Origin of the sequence: Streptomyces sp. ISL-87, assembly GCF_018614095.1 — a bacterium.
In the GTDB taxonomy this organism is placed as follows: domain Bacteria; phylum Actinomycetota; class Actinomycetes; order Streptomycetales; family Streptomycetaceae; genus Streptomyces.
Genome location: NZ_JAGGOY010000038.1, coordinates 46542 through 68132, shown reverse-complemented (window position 1 = coordinate 68132; position 21591 = coordinate 46542). Strand labels below are relative to the sequence as shown.

General features: G+C 72.4%; 23 protein-coding genes. 8 read left to right on the top strand and 15 right to left on the bottom strand.

Translation table 11 applies throughout. From position 1 onward, the window contains the following. Positions 1 to 49: 49 nt before the first annotated feature. Complete coding sequence (locus J7I97_RS15015; RefSeq protein WP_308369392.1) at positions 50 to 1378, top strand: cytochrome P450; 1329 nt, start codon at positions 50 to 52, stop codon at positions 1376 to 1378. A 282-nt stretch (positions 1379 to 1660) separates the two neighbouring features. On the opposite strand, the gene J7I97_RS15005 is transcribed toward J7I97_RS15015, so the two are convergent. Beyond that, a complete protein-coding gene (locus tag J7I97_RS15005) occupies positions 1661 to 2383 on the bottom strand; it encodes a ribonuclease H (RefSeq protein WP_214934990.1) in 723 nt (240 codons plus the stop codon). Positions 2384 to 2597: 214 nt separating this feature from the next. Here J7I97_RS15005 and ctaD point away from each other — a divergent pair, with 214 nt between their 5' ends. Beyond that, positions 2598 to 4271 carry a cytochrome c oxidase subunit I gene (ctaD, locus tag J7I97_RS15000; protein ID WP_214934988.1) on the top strand — a complete coding sequence of 558 codons (1674 nt, stop codon included), beginning with the start codon at positions 2598 to 2600 and terminating at the stop codon, positions 4269 to 4271. Continuing rightward, complete coding sequence (locus J7I97_RS14995) at positions 4261 to 4650, top strand: cytochrome c oxidase subunit 4 (protein WP_214934987.1); 390 nt, start codon at positions 4261 to 4263, stop codon at positions 4648 to 4650. Before ctaD ends, J7I97_RS14995 begins: the two co-directional genes overlap by 11 nt. 28 nt (positions 4651 to 4678) lie before the next feature. On the opposite strand, the gene J7I97_RS14990 is transcribed toward J7I97_RS14995, so the two are convergent. The 6 genes from J7I97_RS14990 to J7I97_RS14965 form a co-directional block, all read right to left on the bottom strand. Beyond that, positions 4679 to 6346 carry a ubiquinol-cytochrome c reductase cytochrome b subunit gene (locus J7I97_RS14990; protein ID WP_214934985.1) on the bottom strand — a complete coding sequence of 556 codons (1668 nt, stop codon included), beginning with the start codon at positions 6344 to 6346 and terminating at the stop codon, positions 4679 to 4681. Positions 6347 to 6483: 137 nt separating this feature from the next. Next, positions 6484 to 6858 (bottom strand): hypothetical protein, encoded by a 375-nt coding sequence (locus tag J7I97_RS14985; RefSeq protein ID WP_214934983.1) that lies wholly within the window; start codon positions 6856 to 6858, stop codon positions 6484 to 6486. Positions 6859 to 6910: 52 nt separating this feature from the next. Next, the gene (locus tag J7I97_RS14980) at positions 6911 to 7750 is read right to left on the bottom strand and encodes a class II glutamine amidotransferase (RefSeq protein WP_214934981.1); all 840 of its coding nucleotides are present in this window, start codon (positions 7748 to 7750) and stop codon (positions 6911 to 6913) included. A 45-nt stretch (positions 7751 to 7795) separates the two neighbouring features. Next, the gene (locus tag J7I97_RS14975) at positions 7796 to 9904 is read right to left on the bottom strand and encodes a xanthine dehydrogenase family protein molybdopterin-binding subunit (RefSeq protein WP_214934980.1); all 2109 of its coding nucleotides are present in this window, start codon (positions 9902 to 9904) and stop codon (positions 7796 to 7798) included. A 31-nt stretch (positions 9905 to 9935) separates the two neighbouring features. Further along, complete coding sequence (locus J7I97_RS14970) at positions 9936 to 10943, bottom strand: xanthine dehydrogenase family protein subunit M (RefSeq protein ID WP_214934978.1); 1008 nt, start codon at positions 10941 to 10943, stop codon at positions 9936 to 9938. Then, on the bottom strand, positions 10940 to 11464 hold the full coding sequence (locus J7I97_RS14965) for a 2Fe-2S iron-sulfur cluster-binding protein (protein WP_214935050.1): 525 nt from the start codon (positions 11462 to 11464) through the stop codon (positions 10940 to 10942). The genes J7I97_RS14970 and J7I97_RS14965 overlap by 4 nt, the downstream gene beginning before the upstream one ends. On the opposite strand from J7I97_RS14965, the gene J7I97_RS14960 reads away from it, so the two are divergent. Continuing rightward, positions 11399 to 11548: a hypothetical protein gene (locus J7I97_RS14960; protein WP_214935057.1), complete on the top strand. Its 150-nt coding sequence runs from the start codon at positions 11399 to 11401 to the stop codon at positions 11546 to 11548. The two genes, J7I97_RS14965 and J7I97_RS14960, sit on opposite strands and share 66 nt — an antisense overlap. A gap of 418 nt (positions 11549 to 11966) precedes the next feature. Beyond that, a complete protein-coding gene (locus J7I97_RS14955) occupies positions 11967 to 12155 on the top strand; it encodes a DUF6381 family protein (RefSeq protein ID WP_214934976.1) in 189 nt (62 codons plus the stop codon). A gap of 98 nt (positions 12156 to 12253) precedes the next feature. On the opposite strand, the gene J7I97_RS14950 is transcribed toward J7I97_RS14955, so the two are convergent. The 4 genes from J7I97_RS14950 to J7I97_RS14935 form a co-directional block, all read right to left on the bottom strand. Then, positions 12254 to 13231 carry a glutathione S-transferase family protein gene (locus J7I97_RS14950; RefSeq protein WP_214934974.1) on the bottom strand — a complete coding sequence of 326 codons (978 nt, stop codon included), beginning with the start codon at positions 13229 to 13231 and terminating at the stop codon, positions 12254 to 12256. A gap of 42 nt (positions 13232 to 13273) precedes the next feature. Next, complete coding sequence (locus tag J7I97_RS14945; protein ID WP_214934973.1) at positions 13274 to 13828, bottom strand: hemerythrin domain-containing protein; 555 nt, start codon at positions 13826 to 13828, stop codon at positions 13274 to 13276. Between the two features lie 93 nt (positions 13829 to 13921). Continuing rightward, entirely contained in the window at positions 13922 to 14983 is a 1062-nt protein-coding gene (locus J7I97_RS14940; protein WP_214934971.1) for an NAD-dependent epimerase/dehydratase family protein, read from the bottom strand. Then, positions 14980 to 15705, bottom strand: coding sequence for an HAD family hydrolase (locus J7I97_RS14935; protein WP_214934970.1), 726 nt, complete (start codon positions 15703 to 15705; stop codon positions 14980 to 14982). Before J7I97_RS14935 ends, J7I97_RS14940 begins: the two co-directional genes overlap by 4 nt. 415 nt (positions 15706 to 16120) lie before the next feature. Between J7I97_RS14935 and J7I97_RS14930 the strand changes: the two genes are divergently transcribed. The 3 genes from J7I97_RS14930 to J7I97_RS14920 all read left to right on the top strand — a co-directional run bounded on the left by J7I97_RS14930 (position 16121) and on the right by J7I97_RS14920 (position 18857). Next, positions 16121 to 16465, top strand: a complete 345-nt coding sequence (locus J7I97_RS14930) for a hypothetical protein (protein ID WP_214934968.1) — start codon at positions 16121 to 16123, stop codon at positions 16463 to 16465. 225 nt (positions 16466 to 16690) lie between these two features. Then, complete coding sequence (locus J7I97_RS14925; RefSeq protein ID WP_214934967.1) at positions 16691 to 17038, top strand: sodium:proton antiporter; 348 nt, start codon at positions 16691 to 16693, stop codon at positions 17036 to 17038. Positions 17039 to 17051: 13 nt separating this feature from the next. Further along, positions 17052 to 18857 carry a complex I subunit 5 family protein gene (locus tag J7I97_RS14920; protein WP_214935048.1) on the top strand — a complete coding sequence of 602 codons (1806 nt, stop codon included), beginning with the start codon at positions 17052 to 17054 and terminating at the stop codon, positions 18855 to 18857. Between the two features lie 18 nt (positions 18858 to 18875). On the opposite strand, the gene J7I97_RS14915 is transcribed toward J7I97_RS14920, so the two are convergent. The 4 genes from J7I97_RS14915 to J7I97_RS14900 form a co-directional block, all read right to left on the bottom strand. Beyond that, the gene (locus tag J7I97_RS14915) at positions 18876 to 19247 is read right to left on the bottom strand and encodes a low affinity iron permease family protein (protein WP_214934965.1); all 372 of its coding nucleotides are present in this window, start codon (positions 19245 to 19247) and stop codon (positions 18876 to 18878) included. Positions 19248 to 19311: 64 nt separating this feature from the next. Further along, positions 19312 to 20244: an anti-sigma factor RsbA family regulatory protein gene (locus tag J7I97_RS14910; RefSeq protein ID WP_214935046.1), complete on the bottom strand. Its 933-nt coding sequence runs from the start codon at positions 20242 to 20244 to the stop codon at positions 19312 to 19314. Positions 20245 to 20414: 170 nt separating this feature from the next. Beyond that, positions 20415 to 20966 carry a hypothetical protein gene (locus J7I97_RS38500; protein WP_251049898.1) on the bottom strand — a complete coding sequence of 184 codons (552 nt, stop codon included), beginning with the start codon at positions 20964 to 20966 and terminating at the stop codon, positions 20415 to 20417. A 1-nt stretch (position 20967) separates the two neighbouring features. Beyond that, positions 20968 to 21525, bottom strand: a complete 558-nt coding sequence (locus J7I97_RS14900) for a hypothetical protein (RefSeq protein ID WP_214934964.1) — start codon at positions 21523 to 21525, stop codon at positions 20968 to 20970. Positions 21526 to 21591: the final 66 nt, after the last annotated feature.

Genomic DNA, 21591 nt, shown 5'->3' with positions numbered 1-21591 from the left:
CCAACGCTCCGCCAGAGGCCCGACCCAGCGGTCGAACAGGAGAAGACGCGTGGCCACCGAAGCCAGTCTCGCCCCCGTCCCGCCGAACCCTTCCGGAGCGGGGCGGCCGGTCCCCGAGCTGGACTCCGCCCTCGTGGAACGGTGGCGCTCCGAGGGAGGGGAGCTGGTCGATCTGATGGCCAGGGCGCGCGAACGGCTCGGTGGTGTCGCCGCGTTCCTGCTGGGGCCGCAGCGCACGGTCCTTGTCACGGACCCGCAGGCGATCCAGCACGTACTGGCACAGCATCCGGACCGGTACGTCAAACGCTCCCACCGCGCCCGGCCGCTGATCGGCGACGGCGTCCTCGCCGCCACGGGCGAGGCGTGGAAGCGGCAACGGCGGTTGTTGCAGTCCCAGTTCACCGGTACCGGCATGCGCCGCTACGAGCAGCGGATCGCCGGGGCCGCCCGGACCACCGCCGGGCGCTGGGCCGGGTACGCCCGCACCGGGGCGACCCTCGACGTGGCCGAGGAGATGCGGCGTTTCGCCCTGGACACCATCTGGCGTTCTCTCACCGGCCACCCCCTCGACGCCGGTACCGAGCGCGAACTGACCGCCGTGGGAGCCGTGGTGGCCGCCCTGCCGACCCTCCCCGCCGATGCCGCCGACGCTCACGAGGCCGTCGCCGCCGACCTGGCCAGGATCGACGCCGTCGCCCGCCAGGCCATCGAGGCCGCCCGCCACGGCGCGGCCGGGCCCGACGGCCCTGGCCTGCTGCACGTCCTGCTCGACGCCGCCACCACGCGCTCCGAGTACACGGACCGCCTGATCCGCGACGAGCTGGTCACGCTGCTGGTCGCTGGCCACGAGACCACCGCCAGCACCCTGACGTGGCTCTACCTGCTCCTCGACCGCCAACCCGAAGCCCGCGAACAGGCCCTCGCCTGCGGGGTCGCGGGCTCACCGCAGCGCCGGGAGGCCGTCCAGGCCCTGGTCAACGAGACGCTCCGGCTCTACCCGTCGGCCTGGATCCTGCCCCGTCACGCCGCCGTGGACGACAGGCTGGGCGGCTACGCGATCGAGGCGGGCACGGATGTCGTGGTCTGCCCCTACCTCACACACCGCACCCCGGAACTGTGGCCGGACCCCGAGCGTTTCGACCCGCGGCGCTTCACCACTCCGGGCGGCCGCCCCACCCAGCCGGGCGCCTACCTGCCCTTCGGCATCGGCCCCCGCGCCTGCCTCGGCCTGCAGTTCGCCCTGCGCGAGTCCACCGTCCTCCTGGAGCACCTGCTGCCCGCCCACACGGTGACGTTCCAGTCCGTCCCCGCCAAGGCGGCCTACAGCATCACCGTCCGCCCGGACGGGCCGACCCCCGCCACCCTCGGCGCTGCCTGACCCCGGTGGTCCTCACGTTCTACGTTCCAGGCAGCAGCGACCGGATCTCGCCGAGGATCCAGCCGAAGGTCCAGCCGTGGTAGCAGCTGTCGGTGCCCGTCTCCCACAGCGGTTCCTGCTCCGCGACGACGGCGGTCATCGTGTCCCAGTCACACCGATCGGGGTGTCGTAGTCGATCAGCCCGCGCTCGGCGAGCACATGGACGAGGGTCGACGTGAAGCCCTTGCCGATCAATGACACCGAGGCGACCGCATTCCGGGGAGGCCGAAGTGTGGGCCTCCCCTACGCCGTGGAGCCCTCGGCCTCGGCCGGGGAGGTCCGGCAGTCGGGATGGCCCCAGCGCGTCCCGAGCTTGGCGATCAGGTCACCGGCCGCGTACGGCTTCCCGCACGGGCAGTTGCCGCGGAACTTCGCCTTGATGGGCCTCGGCCCGCCACCCCTCGACGCCGCCGCGGAGGGCGCCCTCTTCGCCGGGGCGGTGGACGCTCGGCGCGACGGCGCGCTGCGGGCCGGGGCCGGTACCGGCATGGACGTGCTTCCCAGGGCCGTGCCCGCGGCCTGCTGGGTGACGGCGGCGTCGCTGGCGGCCTGGTCCGCGATGGCGTTCAGGTGGTCGCCGTCCTCGCGGTGAGCCGGAACGTAGCGGAATTCGACGTCCCGGTCAGCCAGCAGCTCGTCGATGTGCTCGACGAGCTCGCGGTTGGCGACGGGCTTGCCGGCCGCGGTCTTCCAGCCGTTGCGCTTCCAGTTCGGCAGCCACTGCGTCACGGCCTTCATGGCGTACTGGGAGTCCATCCGCACCTCCATGGACGTCCCCGGGTCCACCGCCTCCAGCAGCCGCTCCAGAGCGGTGAGCTCGCCGATGTTGTTGGTCGAGCGGCCCAGCGGACCGGACTCCCAGCGCTCGGGCCGGCCCAGCGGGTCGGCGATGACCCAGGCCCATCCGGCGGGGCCGGGGTTCCCCTTCGCCGCCCCGTCGCAGGCGGCAATGATGCGATCAGACATGCTCCGATCATGCCTTACCGGCATCCCTTGCCGGCGCCACGCCGTCCACCCCCACCCCATGAGCCCGCTGAGTACGGCACGGCACGGCAGCCCGGGGTACACGGCAGTGCTTCCCGGCGCGCCGCCGGTTCGCGCGGCGCCACAGCCTGTAGGGGGAAGGGATACAGCACGGCGGCCGCGGGTTCCCGATGCAGCGAGGCTCTCTGGAGGACGGATGACGTCGGTGGACCGCTCACCGGAAGAGGCACCACCCGATGACCGGTCCGGGCAGCGGACCGAGAGGCAGGCAGGCCAGGGCGCCACCCTGCTTCGGTGGCTGTCGAGCACCGACCACAAGGTGATCGGCAATCTGTACCTGGTGACGGCCTTCGGGTTCTTCCTGTTCGCCGGCGCGCTGGCCATGGGCATGCGGGCCGAGCTCGCCCGTCCCGGGATGCAGATCCTCTCGAACCAGCAGTACAACGAGGCGTTCACCCTGCACGGCACCATCATGATGCTGCTGTTCGCGACGCCGACCTTCACCGGCTTCGCCAACGCGGTCATGCCCTTGCAGATCGGCGCGCCCGATGTCGCCTTTCCACGGATGAACGCCTTCACCTACTGGGTGTACCTCTTCGGCGGCCTTCTGGTGCTCTCCGGGTTCTTGACCGCGGACGGGCCGGCGCCGTTCGGGTGGTTCGCGTACGCACCGCTGAACGGGCCGCTGTACTCACCCGGCACGGGCTCGGACCTGTGGACCATGGGGCTGGCCGTGGCGGGTCTGAGCACGATCCTGGGGTCGGTCAACTTCATCACCACCATCATCTGCCTGCGCGCACCGGGCATGACGTTGTTCCGCATGCCGATCTTCACCTGGAACGTCCTCTTCACCTCGATTCTGGCGCTCCTGGCCTTTCCGGTCCTCACGGCCGCCCTGCTGGTCCTGGAGGCGGACAGGAAGTTCGGATCGCACGTCTTCGACCCGGCCAACGGGGGCGCGCTGCTGTGGCAGCACCTCTTCTGGTTCTTCGGGCACCCGGAGGTCTACATCGTGGCCCTGCCGTTCTTCGGAGTGGTGAGCGAAATCCTTCCCGTGTTCAGCCGGAAGCCGATGTTCGGCTACGTGTCCCTGATCGGTGCCACGATCGCCATCACCGGTCTGTCCGCGACGGTGTGGGCGCACCACATGTTCGCGACGGGCGCCGTACTGCTGCCCTTCTTCTCCCTCCTGTCCTTCCTGATCGCCGTGCCGACGGGCGTGAAGTTCTTCAACTGGATCGGGACGATGTGGAATGGATCGCTCTCCTTCGAGACGCCGATGCTGTGGTCCATCGGCTTCCTCGTCACCTTCCTCCTCGGCGGCCTGACGGGCGTGCTGGTGGCCTCCCCGCCGCTGGACTTCCATCTGACGGACAGCTACTTCGTCGTCGCCCACCTGCATTACGTGCTCTTCGGGACCATCGTCTTCGCCACCTTCGGCGGCTTCTACTTCTGGTGGCCCAAGCTCACCGGCCGGATGCTGGACGAGCGGCTGGGCCGGATTCACTTCTGGACCCTGTTCGTGGGCTTCCAGACCACCTTCCTGGTCCAGCACTGGCTGGGCGAGGCCGGTATGCCCCGCCGGTACGCGGACTACCTCGCGGGCGACGGATTCACGGTCCTCAACACGATCTCCAGCGCGGGGGCCTTCCTGCTGGGCCTGTCCACCCTGCCCTTCCTCTACAACGTGTGGAAGACGCACCGCTACGGCGAGCGGGTCTCCGTCGACGACCCGTGGGGATGGGGCCGCTCCCTGGAGTGGGCGACCAGCTGCCCGCCGCCCCGGCACAACTTCCACGCCCTGCCCAGGATCCGCTCGGAATCCCCCGCTTTCGACTTGCATCATCCGGAGGTGCCCCGTGAAGGGTGAAGCCTGGGTCTTCACCGGCGTAGCCCTGTTCTTCGGGGCGACCACCGCCGTCTACGGCTGGTTCGCGCACGAGCCGGCGGGCATCGCCGCTCTCTGCGTGTCCTTCGTCATGTCGAGTCTCGTCGCCGCCTTCCTGTGGCGGCAGTACCGGCGGGGCGGGGAGCGGCCGGAGGACCGCAAGACGAGCGAGGTACGGGATGCCGCCGGTCGGCGGACGTACTTCCCCGCCCGCAGCTACTTCCCCGTACTGGCGGCGGCGGGCAGCGCGCTGGTCGGTCTGGGCGTGGTGGAGGGCCTGTGGCTGTGCCTCATCGGCTTCGGCGTCCTGCTGCCCGGAATCCTGGGTTTCGCGTTCCAGAACCTCGGCCACCCGGAGTAGGCGCGGACGAGGGCCTCGCCGCGCTCGGTCAGTCTTCCTGCTGGGGCGGCTGCTGGTCGGCTCGCTGGTCGGGTCCCGCGAGGGTGACGGCGATCTTCCGGCGCTGCTCGGCGGTCGCGGGGTAGCGGACCCGGTCCTGGTAGTACCAGGCGCTGATCGCTGCCCGCGCCCGCTGCGCCAGGCGCCGCAGGGCGCCGCCGCGGGCTTCGCCGTCGGGCTCCAACGGCCGCGGCAGCTCCCGTACCAGCAGGACGTGGCGCTCGGCGGCGGGCAGGGGCCGGTGCTCGGGCTCGAAACCACCCTCTACGCCCTGGGCCACCAGGCCGGACTCCTCGCCTTCGGCCAGCAGTTCGCGCTCGTGCGCCTGCAGAGCCAGGCACAGGCGCTTCGTCAGCCAGTACGCGCTCACCGGTACGGCGAAGAACGCGACGCGCAGCGCCCATGTCACCGCGCCCACGGGCACGTCGAAGATGAAGGCGACGATGTCCTGGCCGCCCGCGACGAGCAGCACGGCGTAACAGGACAGGGCTGCGACCCCCAGCCCCGTGCGGACCGGCCGGTTGCGCGGGCGGTCGCAGAGGTGCCTCTCCCCCGTTCCGCTGGTGATCCAGCGTTCGAAGAAGGGGTAGGCGTAGAGGACCGAGAAGAGCATCCCGGGCAGGATGACGCCGGTGACCAGGGGATTCCAGTTCAGCGTGTGGCCCCAGGCGCGTGTCTCCACGCCGGGCATCAGCCGTAGGGCGCCCTCCAGGAATCCGATGTACCAGTCGGGCTGGGAGCCGGTGGAGACCACGTCCGGGCGGTAGGGGCCGTAGACCCAGATGGGGTTGATCTGGGCCAGGGCTCCGAGGACGGCGAGTACGCCGAACACCATGAAGAACAGTCCGGCGGCCTTGGCCGTGTACTGGGGGAACAGCGGCAGGCCGACCACGTTGCGGCCGGTCCTGCCGGGACCCGGCCACTGTGTGTGCTTCAGGACGAAGACGAGCAGGATGTGCAGCGCGACCAGTCCCAGGAGCAGGCCGGGGACCAGCAGGATGTGTACCGGGTACAGCCTGGACACGATGTCGTGGCCGGGGAACTCGCCGCCGAAGGCGAAGTTGCTCACATAGGTGCCGACGACCGGAATCGACAGCATGATGCCCTGGGCGATGCGCAGCCCGGTGCCGGACAGCAGGTCGTCGGGGAGCGAGTAGCCGGCGAAGCCCTCTAGCAGGGCCAGCATGAACAGTGTCACGCCCACCACCCAGTTGGCTTCGCGCGGGCGGCGGAAGGCGCCGGTGAAGAAGACGCGCAGCATGTGGGCGCCGATGGCGGCGAGGAAGAGGATGGCGGCCCAGTGGTGGATCTGACGGACCAGCAGCCCGCCGCGCACGTCGAAGCTGATCCTGAGGGTGGAGAGGTAGGCCTGCGACATCGGTACGCCGCGCAGGGGCCCGTACGCGCCCTGATAGGCCGTCTCGTTCATCGAGGGGTCGAAGAAGAAGGTGAGGTACACCCCTGTGAGGATCAGCACCAGGAAGCTGTACAGCGCCAGCTCGCCCAGCAGGAACGACCAGTGGTCGGGAAACACCTTGCGCAGCACCGAGCGGACGACCGTGGCCAGCGGGATCCGCGCGTCCAGTCGGCCGGCGCCCCGCACCGCCGCGCGGCCCGCCCTGGTCTTCAGCCGTGGCTTCGGATTCGATCCCAGCACCCGGGTGCACCTCCTGTCCGCGCGGTACGGCACCAGCCGAGGCCCACTGTGCCCGGCCGGTCGCGCGGAGTGCGTCGGCGCGCCCGTAGGGCGGCACCGCAGTCACCTGGTCATACGCCCTGGGCGCTGGTTTCGCGTCAGTGCTCGGAATAGCTGAAGTCGCCCATCGTCCAGGCGCTGACGTCCTTGATCGCGATGCGGTACATCCCTCCGGTCTCGGGGATGCCCACGGTGCCCTGGAGGATCCTGGCGACGTGGAAGTGCAGATAGGAGGGCTGAGCGGAGCGCGGGGAGAGGGCTGCCGTTTCGGCGTCCATGAAAATGGCCGCGAACGGGCCCAGCCGGTCCGAGTCCTTCAGGACTTCGGCCACGCGCCGGCGCCACACGCTCTCGGGGGCGAGGCGGCCGGTGATGACGGCGCCCTGGACCAGGACGGTGAGGGACATCTGATTGGTCTGCTCCGACTCCACCGCCGCGGCGATGGCAACGAGCAAGTCGTCAGGCTTCGACATGGGCACCGATACTACAAGCTTCGGGCCGACCCGGTCTGTTCGGAGCGCGGGATCAGGGAGGCTCCGGGATGAACGGCAGGTAGTCGTCGGCCGTGTCGGACGGCACGAGCGCGTAGCTGGCCTCGGGGAGCTCGTTCCAGACGCCGGGCAGGTCGCCCAGGGGCTCGGAGACCACCAGCCGCGTCGCGTCGGAGACCTCCCGCAGATACTCCAGCTCGGGGTAGAGCTGGCGTACGGTATCGGCCCTGCTGCTGTAGTAGAGCGAGCGGGACTTGCCCTGGCTCGAATAGCGGAAGGCCCACACGCGTTCGCCGTCGCTGACCGCCACCGTCATCTGGAGCGGGTCCTCCACCCCGTGCTCCTTGCCGAGCCGCTCCACCAGGCCCGCCATACGGGCCACCGCGCCCGGCACGTCCTGGTCGAGGCCGAAGGTGACCGCCAGGTAGAACATCACTTCGGAGTCCGTGGAGCCCTCGATGAAAGGGAAGAGGGCCGGATCGACGGCCATGCACAGATCCCGCTGCAAGCGCTGGAAGTCCGTGATCGCCCCGTTGTGCATCCACAGCCAGCGGCCGTGCCGGAACGGGTGGCAGTTGGTCTGCTGGATGGCCGAACCGGTCGAGGCGCGGACGTGGGCGAAGAACAGCGTCGAGCGGACATGGGCGGCCAGCTCGCGCAGATTGCGGTTGTTCCATGCCGGACCGATGTCGCGGAAGACGGCCGGTGTGCCGTCACCGTGCTCGCTGTACCAGCCGATGCCGAAGCCGTCGCCGTTGGTCGACTCCACACCCATCCGCGCACGGAGACTCTGGTTGATCAGTGAGTGCTCGGGGCGGTACAGCACGGCGTCGAGCAGCATCGGCGAACCTGAGTAGGCGAGCCAGCGACACATCCGGATCATCCCTTTCCCGGCCTGTTCCGAGCCTAACGCGGTCGCTCACACCGGGCCCTGCGGTCCGAGTGCGGCGAGCACCCGGTCCGGGGTGAGGGGCAGCCCGCGCAACCGCCGCCCGGTGGCGTGGCAGAAGGCATTGCCGATCGCGGCCGCCGTGCCGACGATGCCGAGCTCCCCGATGCCCTTGCTGCCCATCGGGTTGAGGTGCTTGTCGTGCTCGTCGATCCAGTGCACCTCGACCACGGGGACATCTGCGTGCACCGGCACGTGGTAGGCGGCCAGGTCGCTCTCGGGGAAGTCCCCGAAGGCCGGGTCGACGGTGCTGTGTTCGGTCAGGGCCATGCCCAGGCCCATCACCATGCCGCCGGTGAGCTGGGAGCGGGCGGTGAGCGGGTTGAGGATGCGGCCCGCCGCGAAGACGCCCAGCAGGCGGCGCACCCGTACCTCGCCGGTGACCGTGTCGACCTGGACCTCCGCGAAGTGCGCGCCGAAGGCGTGCCGGGCGTACGGGGACTGCTGCCTGGCCGACTGGGTGGTGTCGGCGGAGGCGGACAGCCCCTCCTCCGGCAGCGGCCCGTGGTGGCGGGCCAGCCTGGCGGTCAGCGTGGTGCAGGCGTCGTGGACGGCCCAGCCCCAGGAGGCGGTGCCGGCGGAGCCGCCGGCGAGCACGGCGCGGGGCAGGCCGGTGTGGCCGATGACCGTCGTCACGGCTTCGAGCGGGACGTTCAGGGCGTCGGCGGCCACCTGGGCCAGGACGGTGCGCGCACCGGTGCCGATGTCGGTGGCGTTCACCTCGATGAGGTAGCTGCCGTCGGGGCGGGCGTGGGCCCGGGCCGTGGAGGGGGCGATGTACACGGGGTAGGTGGCGGCCGCCACCCCGGTTCCGGTCAGGAGCGGCCCGTCGCGGCCCGGCGTACGGCGTGCGGCCCAGCCGAAGCGCTCCGCGCCCTCCCGCAGGCACTGCACCAGGTGGCGGCTGCTGAAGGGGCGGCCGCTGTCGGGCTCGGCCGTGGGCTCGTTGCGGACGCGGAGCTCGACGGGGTCGATGCCGAGGGTGTCGGCCAGTTCGTCCATGGCCGATTCCAGGGCGTACATGCCGGGGGTCTCGCCCGGGGCGCGCATCCAGGACGGGGTGGGGACGTCCAGCGCGACGGCGCGGTGGGTGGTGCGGCTGTCGGGGGCGGCGTACATGACACGGGCGGGGACGGCTGCCTGCTCGACGAATTCGCGGATGCGGGAGGTGTGCGTGGTGACCTCGTGGATCAGGGCGGTGAGGGTGCCGTCGGGATGGGCGCCGAGCCGCACCCGGTGCAGGGTGGGCGCGCGGTGGCCGACGGTGGTGGGCAGGTCCCGGCGGGGCAGGGCGAGCTTGACCGGGCGGCCGCAGTGCCGGGCGGCCATGACCGCCAGGACCACGTGGGGGCGCGGGGTGCCCTTGCAGCCGAAGCCGCCGCCGACGTGATCGGAGACGACGGTGATGCGCTCCTCGGGCAGGTCGAACAGCCCGGCCAGCGCGGTCCGGACCGGTCCCGCGCCCTGGCTGGAGTCGTACACGGTGAGGTGCCCGCGCCCCCCGTACCAGCCGGCGGTGGCGGCGTGCGGCTCCATGGGGTGGTTGTGCAGCGGCGGCACGGTGTAGACGCAGTCGACCCGCACGGGGGCGGCGGCCAGCGCCGCGTCCGGGTCGCCCTGTTCGCGGTGGGCCGGGTATCCGCCGTTGACCTCCTCGGGCGTGTAGGCGCCGGGGTGGTCCGCCCGGAGGGTGACGTCGTGCGGCTCGGTCTCGTAGGAGACGCGTACCGCGCGGGCGGCGGCCCGGGCTCCCTCCAGGGTCTCGGCGATCGCCAGCGCGACGTACCAGCCGCGGTGCGGGACGCGCAGGTCCTGGAGCACCTGGAGTGTGGGGTCGTCCGACGGGCCGAGCCGGGGCGCGTCGTACGGGGTGAGGACGCCGAGTACGCCGGGCCGGCCCAGGGCGGCGGCGGTGTCGATGGCGGTGACACGGCCGCGCGCGACGGTGGCGGGCACGGGCCAGGCGTAGGCACAGCCGGGCGGGGTGTGCTCGACGGCGTAGCGGGCGGCGCCCGTGACCTTCTCGCGGCCTTCCCGCCGGGTGACGGGGCTGCCGAGTGCGGCGGCGGTGGGACGCATGACGGCTCCTCTTGCTGCTCGGTGTCGGCGGCTACGGCGTGCGGGGGTGCTCTTCGGCAGCGCGGGCGAGCGTGCCGAGCGCGTCGCAGGCGAGGTTCCGGGCCAGAGTGATCTTGTACGCGTTGTCCCGCAGGGGCTGTGCCTGCGCCAGCTCCGCCTCGACGGCCTGGCGGACGGTGTCGGGGCTCGGCACGGCGCCGGTGAGCCGCGCCTCGGCGGTGGCAGCCCGCCAGGGACGGTGGGCGAGGCCGCCGAAGGCGAGGGCCACCCGTCGTACGCGGCCGTCGCCTAGCTCCAGGACCACGGCGACCGAGGCCAGCGCGAAGGCGTACGAGGCGCGCTCGCGGGCCTTGCGGTAGAGGGAGACGGCGCCGGAGGCGCCGGCGGGAAGGAGCACCGCGGTGACGATCTCCCCGGGGCGGATGACGGTGTCCTGCTGGGGCCGGTCGCCGGGCAGCCGGTGGAACGCGGTGGCGGCGACTGTACGGGCGCCCTCCGCGCCGTCCAGCTCGATGTCGGCGTCGAGCGCGGCGAGGGCCACGGCCAGGTCGGAGGGGTGGGTGGCGATGCACTGTGCGGATTGCCCGAGCACGGCGTGATCACGGTGGACGCCGTCGCGGGCCGCGCATCCGGCGCCGGGGGTCCGCTTGTTGCAGGGCTTGGAGACGTCCTGGAAGTAGCTGCACCGCGTCCGCTGGAGCAGGTTGCCGCCGGTGGTGGCGACATTGCGCAGCTGGCCCGACGCACCGGCGAGCAGAGCCTGGGTCAGCAGCGGGTAGCGGGCCCGTACGAGAGGATGCGCGGCCAGGTCGCTGTTCCGCACCATGGCGCCGATCCGGAGTCCGCCGGCGGGCAGCTCCTCGACCTCTCCCAGCGGCAGACCGGTGATGTCGATGAGGGTGGTGGGCGTCTCGACGCCCAGTTTCATGAGGTCCACGAGGTTGGTGCCGCCGCCGAGGTAACGGGCACCGGGGTGGTCCGCGTAGGCGGCCGCGGCTTCCTGGACGCTTGCGGCCCGTACGTACTCGAAGGCCTTCACGCGATCACGTCCGCTACGGCCTGGACGATGGCCGGGTAGGCACCGCAGCGGCACAGGTTGCCGCTGAGCCGTTCCCTGATCTCATAAGCGGTCAGGTCGATCGGGCCGGTCGTGGCCAGGGCGCCGGCACCGGTGGCGTGCGAGGGGTGCCCGGCGGCGGCTTCTTGGATGGCCCCGACGGCGGAGCAGAGCTGGCCGGGGGTGCAGTAGCCGCACTGGAAGGCGTCCCGTTCGAGGAAGGCCTGCTGGAGGGGGTGGAGGCCGCCCTCGGTGTCCGCGAGGCCCTCCACCGTGGTGATCTCGGCCCCGTCGTGGGCGACGGCGAGCAGCAGGCAGCTGTTGGCGCGCCGGCCGTCCACGAGCACGGTGCAGGAGCCGCACTGGCCGTGGTCACAGCCCTTCTTGGCGCCGGTCAGGTCCAGGTGCTCGCGCATGGCGTCGAGGAGGGTGACGCGGTGGTCGAGGTCGAGCACGTGGTCCTTGCCGTTGACGCACAGCGCGACGCGGGAGCGGTGGCTCAGGCCTGGGCCTGGGCCTGGGCCTGGGCCTTCGGCTGGGCCTTCGGCTGGGCCTGCCTCTTCGGCCGGGACCGAGGCCTGCCCTGAGCCTGGGTCGTTCTGGGGGCTGGTTCCGGGCGTCACCACACGCTCCTCCACGTCGTATGCGGGCGGATATCCCTCAGTTGCCCAGCCTGGGCCATTCCGCGTGCTCCGGCATCCGCTGGCGCCGCGGCGGACGTATGGGCCTGCCGGGGGTTTGCCGGGCGGAATTGCGGTCACACGCGAAGCCATCGGGTGGTTGCCGTTCTGAGCGGTGCGGCAACCACCCGGGCTCGGACGCCGCGCGCGGCCACCCCTCCCCGGGCGGCGTGCGGCAACCGGCCGAATCGCCGCCGCGACCGCCGCAGGCCGCCGCCCGATCCCAACCCCAACCATTACCCTGAGTGACGCTTCGAGATGCGAGCGTCACGTCGGGCTGGTTCGCTGATTCCGCCCGCTCTCCCCAGCGATCCAAGGAGTGATCATGAGCGTTTCAGGCGAGTCCCGCGGCCGGTCCCAGCAGCTTCGCGCGAAGGCCCAGGAGATGAACGAGGCGGCCGAGCGTTCGACCGACCCGGAAGAGCGCAAGCGGCTGCGCGACAAGGCCCGCCGCCTCCAGGAGCAGAGCGAGCAGGAGCGCGGCATGGACGACCGGGGTACGGAACCCATGTAGCGCCGTCCCACCGTGCACAACGGCCGGCGGCCCCGCGAGCTCAGCCTCGCGGGGCCGCCGGCTGTCGGCTGTCGGCTGCCGGCTGTCGGCGCCTCAGGTCAGGGGCCGGGGGCCGGGCGGGGGGCCGTGCCGTCGCCGAAGGGGCGGCCCGGCAGTTCCTCCCGGTGGTGCGGGGTCAGCCAGCCGGACGGGTCCGGTCCGGCCGGCACGATCCCGGTCGGGTTGATACCGCTGTGCACCAGGTAGTAGTGCCGCTTGATGTGGTCGAAGTCCACGGTGTCGCCGAATCCGGGCGTCTGGAAGAGGTCCCGCGCGTATGCCCACAGCACCGGGTCCTCAGTCAGCTTCGAGCGGTTGCACTTGAAGTGCCCGTGGTAGACGGCGTCGAACCGCACCAGGGTGGTGAACAGCCGGATGTCGGCCTCGGTGATGTGGTCCCCCACCAGGTAGCGGCGCTCCGCCAGCCGCGCGGACACCTGGTCCAGCCGCCGGAAGAGCGCGCGGTACGCCTCCTCGTACTCGCTCTGGTTCGTCGCGAAACCGGCCTGGTACACCCCGTTGTTGACGTCCTGGTAGATGTCCGCCATGACCGCGTCGATCTCCGCCCGCCACGGCTCGGGGTAGAGATCGGGCGCGCCCTGCCGGTGCAGGGCGCTCCACTCGGTCGCGAAGTCCAGGGTGATCCGCTGGAAGTCGTTGGTGACCAGCCGGCCACTCGGTACGTCCACGACCGCCGGCACGCTGACCCCGCCGGGGTACTCCTTCGCTCGCGCGTCGTACGCCTCGCTGAGGTAGCGGATGCCGAGTAGGGGGTCGCGGCCTCCGGGATCGAGGGTGAACCGCCAGCTGTTGTCGTCCTGGATCGGATCGGCCACGGCCAGCGACAGCGCGTCCTCCAGACCGAGCAGCCGCCGGGAGACGAGGGCGCGGCTCGCCCAGGGGCAGGCCAGGCTGACGACGAGCCGGTAGCGGCCGGCCTCGACGGGCCAGCCGTCCCTGCCGTCAGCCGTGATGCGGTCCGTGAAGAAGGCGTCGGAGCGGGTGAACGTCTCTCTTCCGTAGCTCGCGTTCCCCATGGCGCAGCTCCCTGATGGTCTGCCGCGGCCCCCGCCGGTGGCCTACTTGCCGCGGCCGGTGACGTAGTCCCGGGCGCGGTCGACCAGGCCGACGCCGGGAGCCAGCAGCCGGTTGGCCGGCGGTGTGGCGGGAGCGCCGGGGTGGGGCCGGGTCGGCGCGAACGTCTTGGCGCGGCGCACCTTGTCACCCAGCTCGTTCAGGGCCTCCGGGGAGCAGGCCTGGCGCAGCCGGGGGAAGAGGTTCTCCTCCTCGTCGCGCACATGGGCGCTGACCTCCGCCTTCAGTACGGCGATCCGGCGGTCGAACTCGGGTCCCGCCGCGTCGAGCCCTTCGAGGTCCTTCAGCATCTTCTCGACCCGGGCGTGGTCGGCGATCTCCTTGTCCGCGATGAGATCGCCGTCCGGGAAGCGCTCCCGGATCGCGGGGTAGAGATGTTCCTCCTCCGCGACCGAATGCCGGACGAGTTCGATCGTCAGCCGCTCGGCCGCCGTCTGCCGCTCGTTCGCCGGGGTGGTGTGTTCGATCACGTCGAACATCTCCTCCACCTCGCGGTGGTCGGCGGTCAGTTCCGCGATGACGTCTCCGCCGTGTCCCATGTCGTTGCTCCGTCCCGGTCCATTTCGATGCCGGCAGGTGCGCCGGCCGGTCGCTCAGCGGGTACCCGGGAAGACGCGGCGCTAACGCGGCTCTCAGGACGCGAGCGGCGCGGTGGGCATTCCGGTGTGCTCGCGCAGGCCTTCGAGGAACTGCTCGATGGCCTCGACCGAGGTGTGGCGGGGCTGCCAGTCGAGCTCGGCGTGTGCTCGGGAGGCATCCATCAGCGGCAGCCGCAGCACCGCGTCGAAGAGGTCGGGGGACGCGGGCACGAGGCGCAGCCGCCACGCCGCGGCGAGGGCCGCCCGTACGGGGGCGGCCGGCAGCCGCACGGGCCGCGCGGCGAAGATACTGGCCAGGGCGGGGCCGTCCAACGGCGGGTCGGCGGCGAGGTTGAAGGCCCCGAGCACCGGGCGGGTGACGGCGGCGAGGTAGGCCGCGGCCGCGTCGTCGGTGTGCAGGGCCTGGAAGCGCAGGCCGGGCAGGTCGGGTACGACGGGGATCAGGCCGGGCCGGACGAGACCACCCGGGAGCAGCCGCCCCGCGAAGATCCGGCGCTGCTCGGAGGCGGACTCCCGCTTGAAGAGGAACGCGGGGCGCATCCGCACCACGCGGATGCCGGGATGGGTGCTCTCGTAGGAGTCGAGGACCCGTTCCAGGTACGCCTTCTCCCGGGTATAGGCGGCCTGGGGCCAGCCGTGCGTGGGCCAGGACTCGTCGACCGTACGGTCCTTGGGGCCGGGTGAGTACGCGCCGACCGAGGAGGCGTAAATGAGGGCCGGTACGCCGGCCGCGGCCACGGCCTCGAACACGCGGATGCTGCCGAGGACGTTGGTCCGCCAGGTCTCGGCGGGGCGGTGGGTGGGCTGGAACTTCCAGGCGAGGTGGATCACGGCGTCGGCGCCGGTGAACAGCGGTACGAGGTCGGCGCCGCCGGGTTCGATGTCCATGGCCTGCCATTGGGCCTTGTGCGGCCGCCAGTCGGGGAGCCTGCGAGCCAGCCCCAGCACCGAGCCCACGGCGGGATCGTCCACCAGGGCCCGGACCACACTGGTGCCCACATTGCCGGTGGCACCGACGACGACCACGCGGAGGCCGTCGCCGCCGGCCCCGCCGGAGGCGGGCGTGGGTGTGGGGGTTGGGGTGCGATGCGTCATCGGGCCGGCTCCCTTCCTTGTGCGCGTTCTCCTTGTGCGGGTTCCCGGTCCATGCCCGGCGGCACGTCGGCGAACGGGCTGCTGTCGAGCTGTTCGAGCAGGTCGGCGGGGTGCCGGTACACGGCGCGGGCTCCGGCCTCTTCGAGGTCGCGGCGTGGGATGCCGCCGCAGAGCAGACCCACACAGGCGACCCCGGCCCGGGTGGCGGCCTTCATGTCCCACACGGTGTCGCCGACGAACACCGCGCCGTGGGCGGGCGCGTCGGCGAGGCCGAGGGCGTGGTGCACCGGGTCGGGTGCCGGCTTGCCCTCGCTCACGTCGTCGGAGCTGGCGGTGGCGGTGATGGCGTCGTCGGCCCCGATGGCCCGGCGGAGCGCTTCCAGCTCGGTGCTGCCGGCCGAGGTGACGAGCACGACCCGCCAGCCCCGGCGGTCGAGCTCGCGCAGCAGGCCGGCGGCGGAGTCGAAGCTGGGCAGCCGGTCGAAGTACGTGCCGTACAGGGTGTCGTGCGCGGCGCTCAGCGTGCCGTCCTCACTGGTGTCCCGGTCGTCACCGAGCAGGTGCGCGAGCAGGTCCTCGCCCGGCAGGCCGATCGCGCGGTGGATGTCATGCATCGGCACGTCGTGGCCGGCCTGCCGGAACGCCTCCCACCACGAGGTGACGTGCAGGTGGTTGGTGTCGGCGAGCGTCCCGTCGACGTCGAACAGCGCGGCGCGGTTCATGAGCGCCCTCCTTCGGCCATGGCCGCACGATCCGCGGCCGTCTCGCGCGCCGCGTCGGCTGAGAGCGGCAGGCCTAACCCGTCACAGGAGGCCCAGGGGGCCCAGGAGGCCCAGGAGGCCCTGACGACGACGATAGGGGCCGGGGGCGCGTCGTGCAGCGCGACGGTTTTGCCTGCCTGTGAGCCGGGTCCGGTCCCCGGCGCAGGTCAGCCCGGCATCCGGGCCGCAAGCCGCCCCGGGCTCGGTGCCGTCAGTCACGGGGCAGGTCATGATCGGCGCCTACCCGCCGGACCGCTCCGCACTCCTCGCCGCGCCGAGCGGGTGAGAACCCACGCGTCGGGGCGGCACGGCGGGCGGGCGGCGGAGCGCGGCGCGAAGAATCTGTGTCTGCGGTCCAGGGAGGCGAGTCAGGCAGGTGCGCAGCGCTGTGGTCGAGATGTTCGCGTGGTGGGCGGGGCTGGTGGGCGTGACGGTGGTGTCGATCACCTCGCCTGGGCCCGTCGAACTGGCCGTGGCCTGCGCTGCCGCGTCGGCCGGCGCCTTCATGGCGTACCGGGTGCGGCGGGCCGCCGACGTACGGCTGAGGGGGACGACGGGAGCGCTACGGGCGCTCGCGCTGCTGCCCCTCGCCGCCGTCCGGGGCTGTGGCGTGCTGGTACGGGTACTCGCCCGGCGCCAGGGCCACCCGGAGCACGGGGCGGGTTCCGCCGGGTGCGGCTGCGCGAGGGCGCCGACCCCGGCTGGGCCGGGGTCGCGCTGAGCTGGTCGGCCGACACGTGCGCCGGCGACCTGCGTGAGGGGGGCGCGGACGTCCTCGTACACGGGCTCTCGGAGGGGGGCGGCGGCCGGCTGGAGCGGCTGCTGACCCGTCCCGGCGACGCGCGGTGAACGCCTGGTCGTCGGCCGCCCTGGTCCTCCTCGCGGGGCCGGCTCCGGCGTGCCTGTGGGCTGCGGCTCGGGGCGGTGCGGTGCGCCGGCAGGGCTGATGGACGTGCTGCCGTTCCTGGCCGCCGGATGGGTGCTGCTGATCGCCCTGTACGGCATGGTGACCAGCCGTAACCTCATTCACACGATCGGCTGCCTCGTGGTCGCCCAGTCGTCCACGTACCTGATGCTGCTCGGGATCGGATACCGGCGCGGCGGCACCGCCCCCGTCTACGGAGACCTCGTGCCCGGCAGCCGCCCTGTGGTCGACCCCGTGGTCCAGGCGCTGACCCTGACCGACATCGTGGTCGCGGCCACGGTCACGGCGCTCCTGCTCGCCCTCACCATCCAGCTGCGCAAGCGTCACGGGACGGTCGACCCGCAGGCGCTCACCGCGCTCCGGGGCTGACGGCGTGGCGGTCCTGGACGCCGAGGCCCTGCTGCCGCTGGCCGTTGCGATCCCGCTGATCGGCGCCGCCCTGCTCGCCGTCGCCGGCCGGTGGCTGCCCCGGCTCGGCTGCGACCTCCTCGCGACCGCCACGGCGCTCGCCGACCTCGCCTGCCTGGTCTGCCTCTGGCCGCAGACCGCCGGGCGTGCGACGGCCCGGCCCGGTGGCTGGCCCGCCGAAATCGGCATCGTGCTGGCCGCCGACCCGGTCGGCGCCGGGCTGGCGCTGCTCGCCTCGGCTCTGGTCATCGCGGTGCTGGTCTACTCCTGGCGGTACTTCGACGAGCCGTCCGGGGAACGGTCGGGCGTGTTCCCGGCCCTGCTGCTGCTCTTCGAGGCCGGGATGGTGGGATTCGCCGTCACCGCGGACCTGTTCAACGCGTTCGTCTTCTTCGAGCTCATGAGCGTCGCCGCGTACTCCCTGACCGGCTACCGCATCGAGGACCCGAGGCCGCTCCAGGGCGCGCTCACGTTCGGGATCGTCAACTCCTTCGCCGCCTACTGCACTCTGCTGGGCATCGGGATGCTGTACGCGCGCACCGGGGAGCTCGGTCTCGCCCGGATCGGGGAACGGCTGGGGCAGCAGCGGCACGCGGACGTGCTGGTCGTCGTCGCGTTCGTGCTCGTCGTCACCGCCCTGCTGGTGAAGGCCGCCGCCGCGCCGTTCCACTTCTGGCTGCCCGACGCCCACGCCGTCGCGCCCACCCCGGTGTGCATGCTGATGTCAGGTGTGATGGTGGAGCTCGGCGTGTACGGGGTGGCGCGCGTCTACTGGACGGTCTTCTCCGGGCCCGGCGGAATCCCCCACACCGCGTTCCGGACCACCTTCGCCGCCGTGGGCGTGGTCACGGCTCTGCTCGGTGCGCTGATGTGCTGGCAGCAGCGGCACCTGAAGCGGATGCTGGCCTTCTCCACCGTGGGCCATGTCGGCCTGTTCCTCGTATGCGTGGCGCTCCTCACCCCCGCGGGCATCGCCGGGGCGGCCGTGTACGCCGCCGGGCACGGCTGCGCGAAGGCGGCGCTGTTCGGACTGACCGGGGTGCTGCTCAACCAGTACGGCTCGGCCGACGAGCACGTACTCCACGGCCGGGCCCGGCGACACCGGGCGGTCGGGGTCCTGTTCGTCCTCGGCGGACTGGCGCTGGCCGGCCTGCCGCCCTCGGGGACTGGGCTGGGCAAGGCGCTCGCCGAGGAGGAGGCTGGGCCGGCCCCGGCGGCCGTGTTCGTGCTGACCTCCGCGGTGACGGGCGGCGCGGTTCTACGGGCGGCGGCGCGGGTCTTCTGGGGGGCGGGGCCGCGGCCGCGCGAGCGCCCGGGCGAGGCGGAGACGACGGGCAAGGGCGAGGAGCCGGAGGCCAGGGCGAGCGGGCGGCGGCTGCCCCGGCCCATGGTCACGGTGCCGGCCGTACTCCTGGGCCTGTGCCTGCTGGTCGGCGCGCTGCCGGCGGTGGCCGAGAGCCTGGCGCACGGCGCGGGGCTCTTCACCGACCGGGCCGGTTACGCGGCGGCCGTGGCGGGTCTGCCGTCGGCCGCTCCGGTGGAGACGGCTCCGGCGGCCTGGACGGCGGAGGGCGTCGGTCTGGGGGCCGCCAGCGTGCTTCTGGCCTGCTTGCTGGCCGGTGCCGCCCTGTTCGGCCGGGCCGGCGAGCGGGTGCGCGCGGCGACCGCCGCCGCCCTCGCACCGGTGCGCCGGCTGCATTCGGGGCTGGTCGGGGATTACCTCGCCTGGCTGGCTGTGGGGGTGGCCGCACTGCTGGTCGCCGTGGCCGTGCAGACGTAGCCGGCCGCCCGGGCGGGGCTACAGCCGCTCTTCTATCCGGATCGCCGCCTCCAGGTCCTCGTGGGCCTTGCCGCGCTCGCCCTCCTGCTGTTCCAGCATGGCGGCGGCGATGGCGTCGAGCTTGCGCTGGATGGCGTGCTCGGCGCGGAGCTCCGAGTTCTTCAGCAGGGCCAGCAGGATTAGTGACACCGCCGTCACCGAATCTCCCACCACGTGCTGCCAGCTCATGGACAGGCCGGCCGAGTGGACCACCCCGACGCCGGATATCAGCAGGACGCACAGCAGGAAGAAGACGGGGGAGCTCGTGAAATTGGAGGCCCGTTCGGCGAACCTCTCGAAGGGGCCGATCCGCCCGTCCGTGGCCTTTTCCCCCGGATGCTGGAACGTCATGGTGGGCGACTGCCCACGTTTGCCCGACGCACACACCCACCACTGGTAACGCACCCAGCACTGATCACGCCAGGCCGAAGTAGCAGCGCGTGGTGGTGCCGGCCGCGGTGGTGTGCGTACGGACGAGGTCGGCCACGGCGTTGACCATCAGCAGGCCGCGGCTGCCCGGGTGCTCGGGGCGGGCGGGACGCCGGCCGGCCAGGGGATCGTCGATGTGCCCGCGGTCCTGCACTTCGCACACCAGCAGCCCGCCGTCGACCCAGATCCGCAGGATTCCGGAGCCGCCGCCGTGGATGATGCTGTTGGCGGTGAGCTCGCCCAGGACCATGGCGAGGTCGTCCTGGCGCCGTGCGGTGAGCCCGGCCGCGGCCGCGTGCCCCGCGGCGAAGGCCCGCGCCGCCGCGAGGTGGTCGGCGGCGAATGCGAACGCGGGCGCGGCCGACGGGCGGGGCAGGGGCTGGTTGCAGGCGGCGAGCGCGTGCGCGGGGGAATACGACCTGCTCGTGCGCGTGGTGCCGCCCTCGATGACCAGGGGGTGCGTGGTGCGGGCGTCGTCCAGCGCCCGGCGGCTGAGGCGCGAGGTGTCGTACGGGCACAGGATGGTGGCCGCGCGGCCGGCGAAGGCCTGGTTGATCAGGGCCTCGTGCTGCACGCAGGCGGGGTACTCGGCCTCGCTGCGACCGGCCCACACCGGCTCGCCGATGATCCGAACGCGCGACCGGGGGTGGGTGTCGGCGTGGGCCAGCAGAACGCCGGGAAGGATGTGCCCGGGGTTGCGGCCGGCGCGGGCCATGTCGATGAGACGCACGCGGCCGACGCGTTCGCCGAGGGCGGCGCGCAGCAGGTCGAGGCGGGGTTCGGGCGCGGCCACGGCCACTGGCTCTCCGGCCGCCAGCCCGTCCTCGATGAACGGTACGGCGCCGGCCAGGTACGCGGCGTCGTCGGCGTAGAAGAGCGCCGGGTGGACGAAGGCGGGGGCGTCGGGCGACGCCTTCATCTCCGTCACGCTCGCCACCTCGCCGCCTTGCTGTCTCGTCACCTTGCCGTCTCGCCGTCTCGCCGTCTCGCCGATCTCTCAGGGCCCGCCGTCCCGCCGGGGTCGATTGTCCCCGCACGGGTCGCTCGCTCCCTCGGGCCTGCCGTCGCCTCCTTCCAGGTTGCGTCCGCTCAGGTGTTGAGGAGACGGTTGAAGAAGGAGCGGTAGCGCTGGAGCGCGAGCCGCAGATCCTCCGTCGCGACTTCCTCGCCCCGGCCCCACTGCCCCTCCAGCTCCTGCTTGTGGGCCGAGAACGTCTGGGCGAGGGACTGCATCACCTCGGCGACCAGCGTGTCCGCGGACCTCACCGCGTCCTGCGGGTCGTCAACGAAACGGCCCTGGATCTCGCCCCATTCCTGGCGGAAGCCCTCCGACTGCTCGCCGGCGAGCAGTGGCTCATCCGGCTCGCCACGGCCTCGCTGCGGCTCGTCCGACGGCTCGTTCGGCGCCTGGTCCGGCGCTTCGGTCCGGGCGTCCTCGGTCCGGGCTTCCTCGGTCCGGGCTTCCTCGCCCGCCTCGTCCGGTACGTCGCCGCGTGCGTCCTCGGCTTCGTCCCAGCCGGCGGTGGCGTCGCCCGGGTACACGGCCGGTTCCCCTTCCTTTTCCTTCTCCGGATGGGCCAGGTTCTCCGTGGTCAGACCGCCCTCACCGGGCCGGTCGGCCGTGTCGTCGCGCTCGCGCATGTCATCGGCCTCCTTGGTCGCTGTTTCCTTGGTCGCTGAGCAGTTCCTCGAACAGGGCGCGGTAGTGCACCATCGCCCCGCGGAGCTCCTCCGTCGTCGCCTGTCCCCCGCTGCTGCGCACGTTGACGTCGTGGGCGGCGCGGTAGTGCTCCAGGGTGCGGCCGTGCTCGACCGACAGGTCCTGGAGCTGCTTGCGGTACCCGTTGGTCGGGTAGCCGCGTTCCCTCATCAGCCGCGACACCAGTTCGTCGGCCTGGGCCACCGATCCTTCCGGGCGGTCCACGAAGCGTTCCTGGACGCCGCGCCACTCGTCGGCGTACTGCGCGCGGCGCGCGGCGGGCAGCGCCTTGATGTCGAGCGTGTCGTGGCGCTGTTCGCGCGCCCGGAGTTCGCGGTCGGCCGCCAGCCGGCCGCCTTCGTCCTCCACCGCCCGGTCGTACTCGGGTCCGAACTGCTCCTGGAGGTGCCGTCGGCGCGAGTACATCCACAGCCCGACCGCGAGGGCGATCAGCACCACCGCGGCAGGGACGATGATGGCGATGAGCGTGCTTGTTGACATGGTGGGCCTCCATCCGGGGCCGCGTGCGTCTCGTCGGTTTTGTTGGCGCGTGCCCACAGTCTCGCG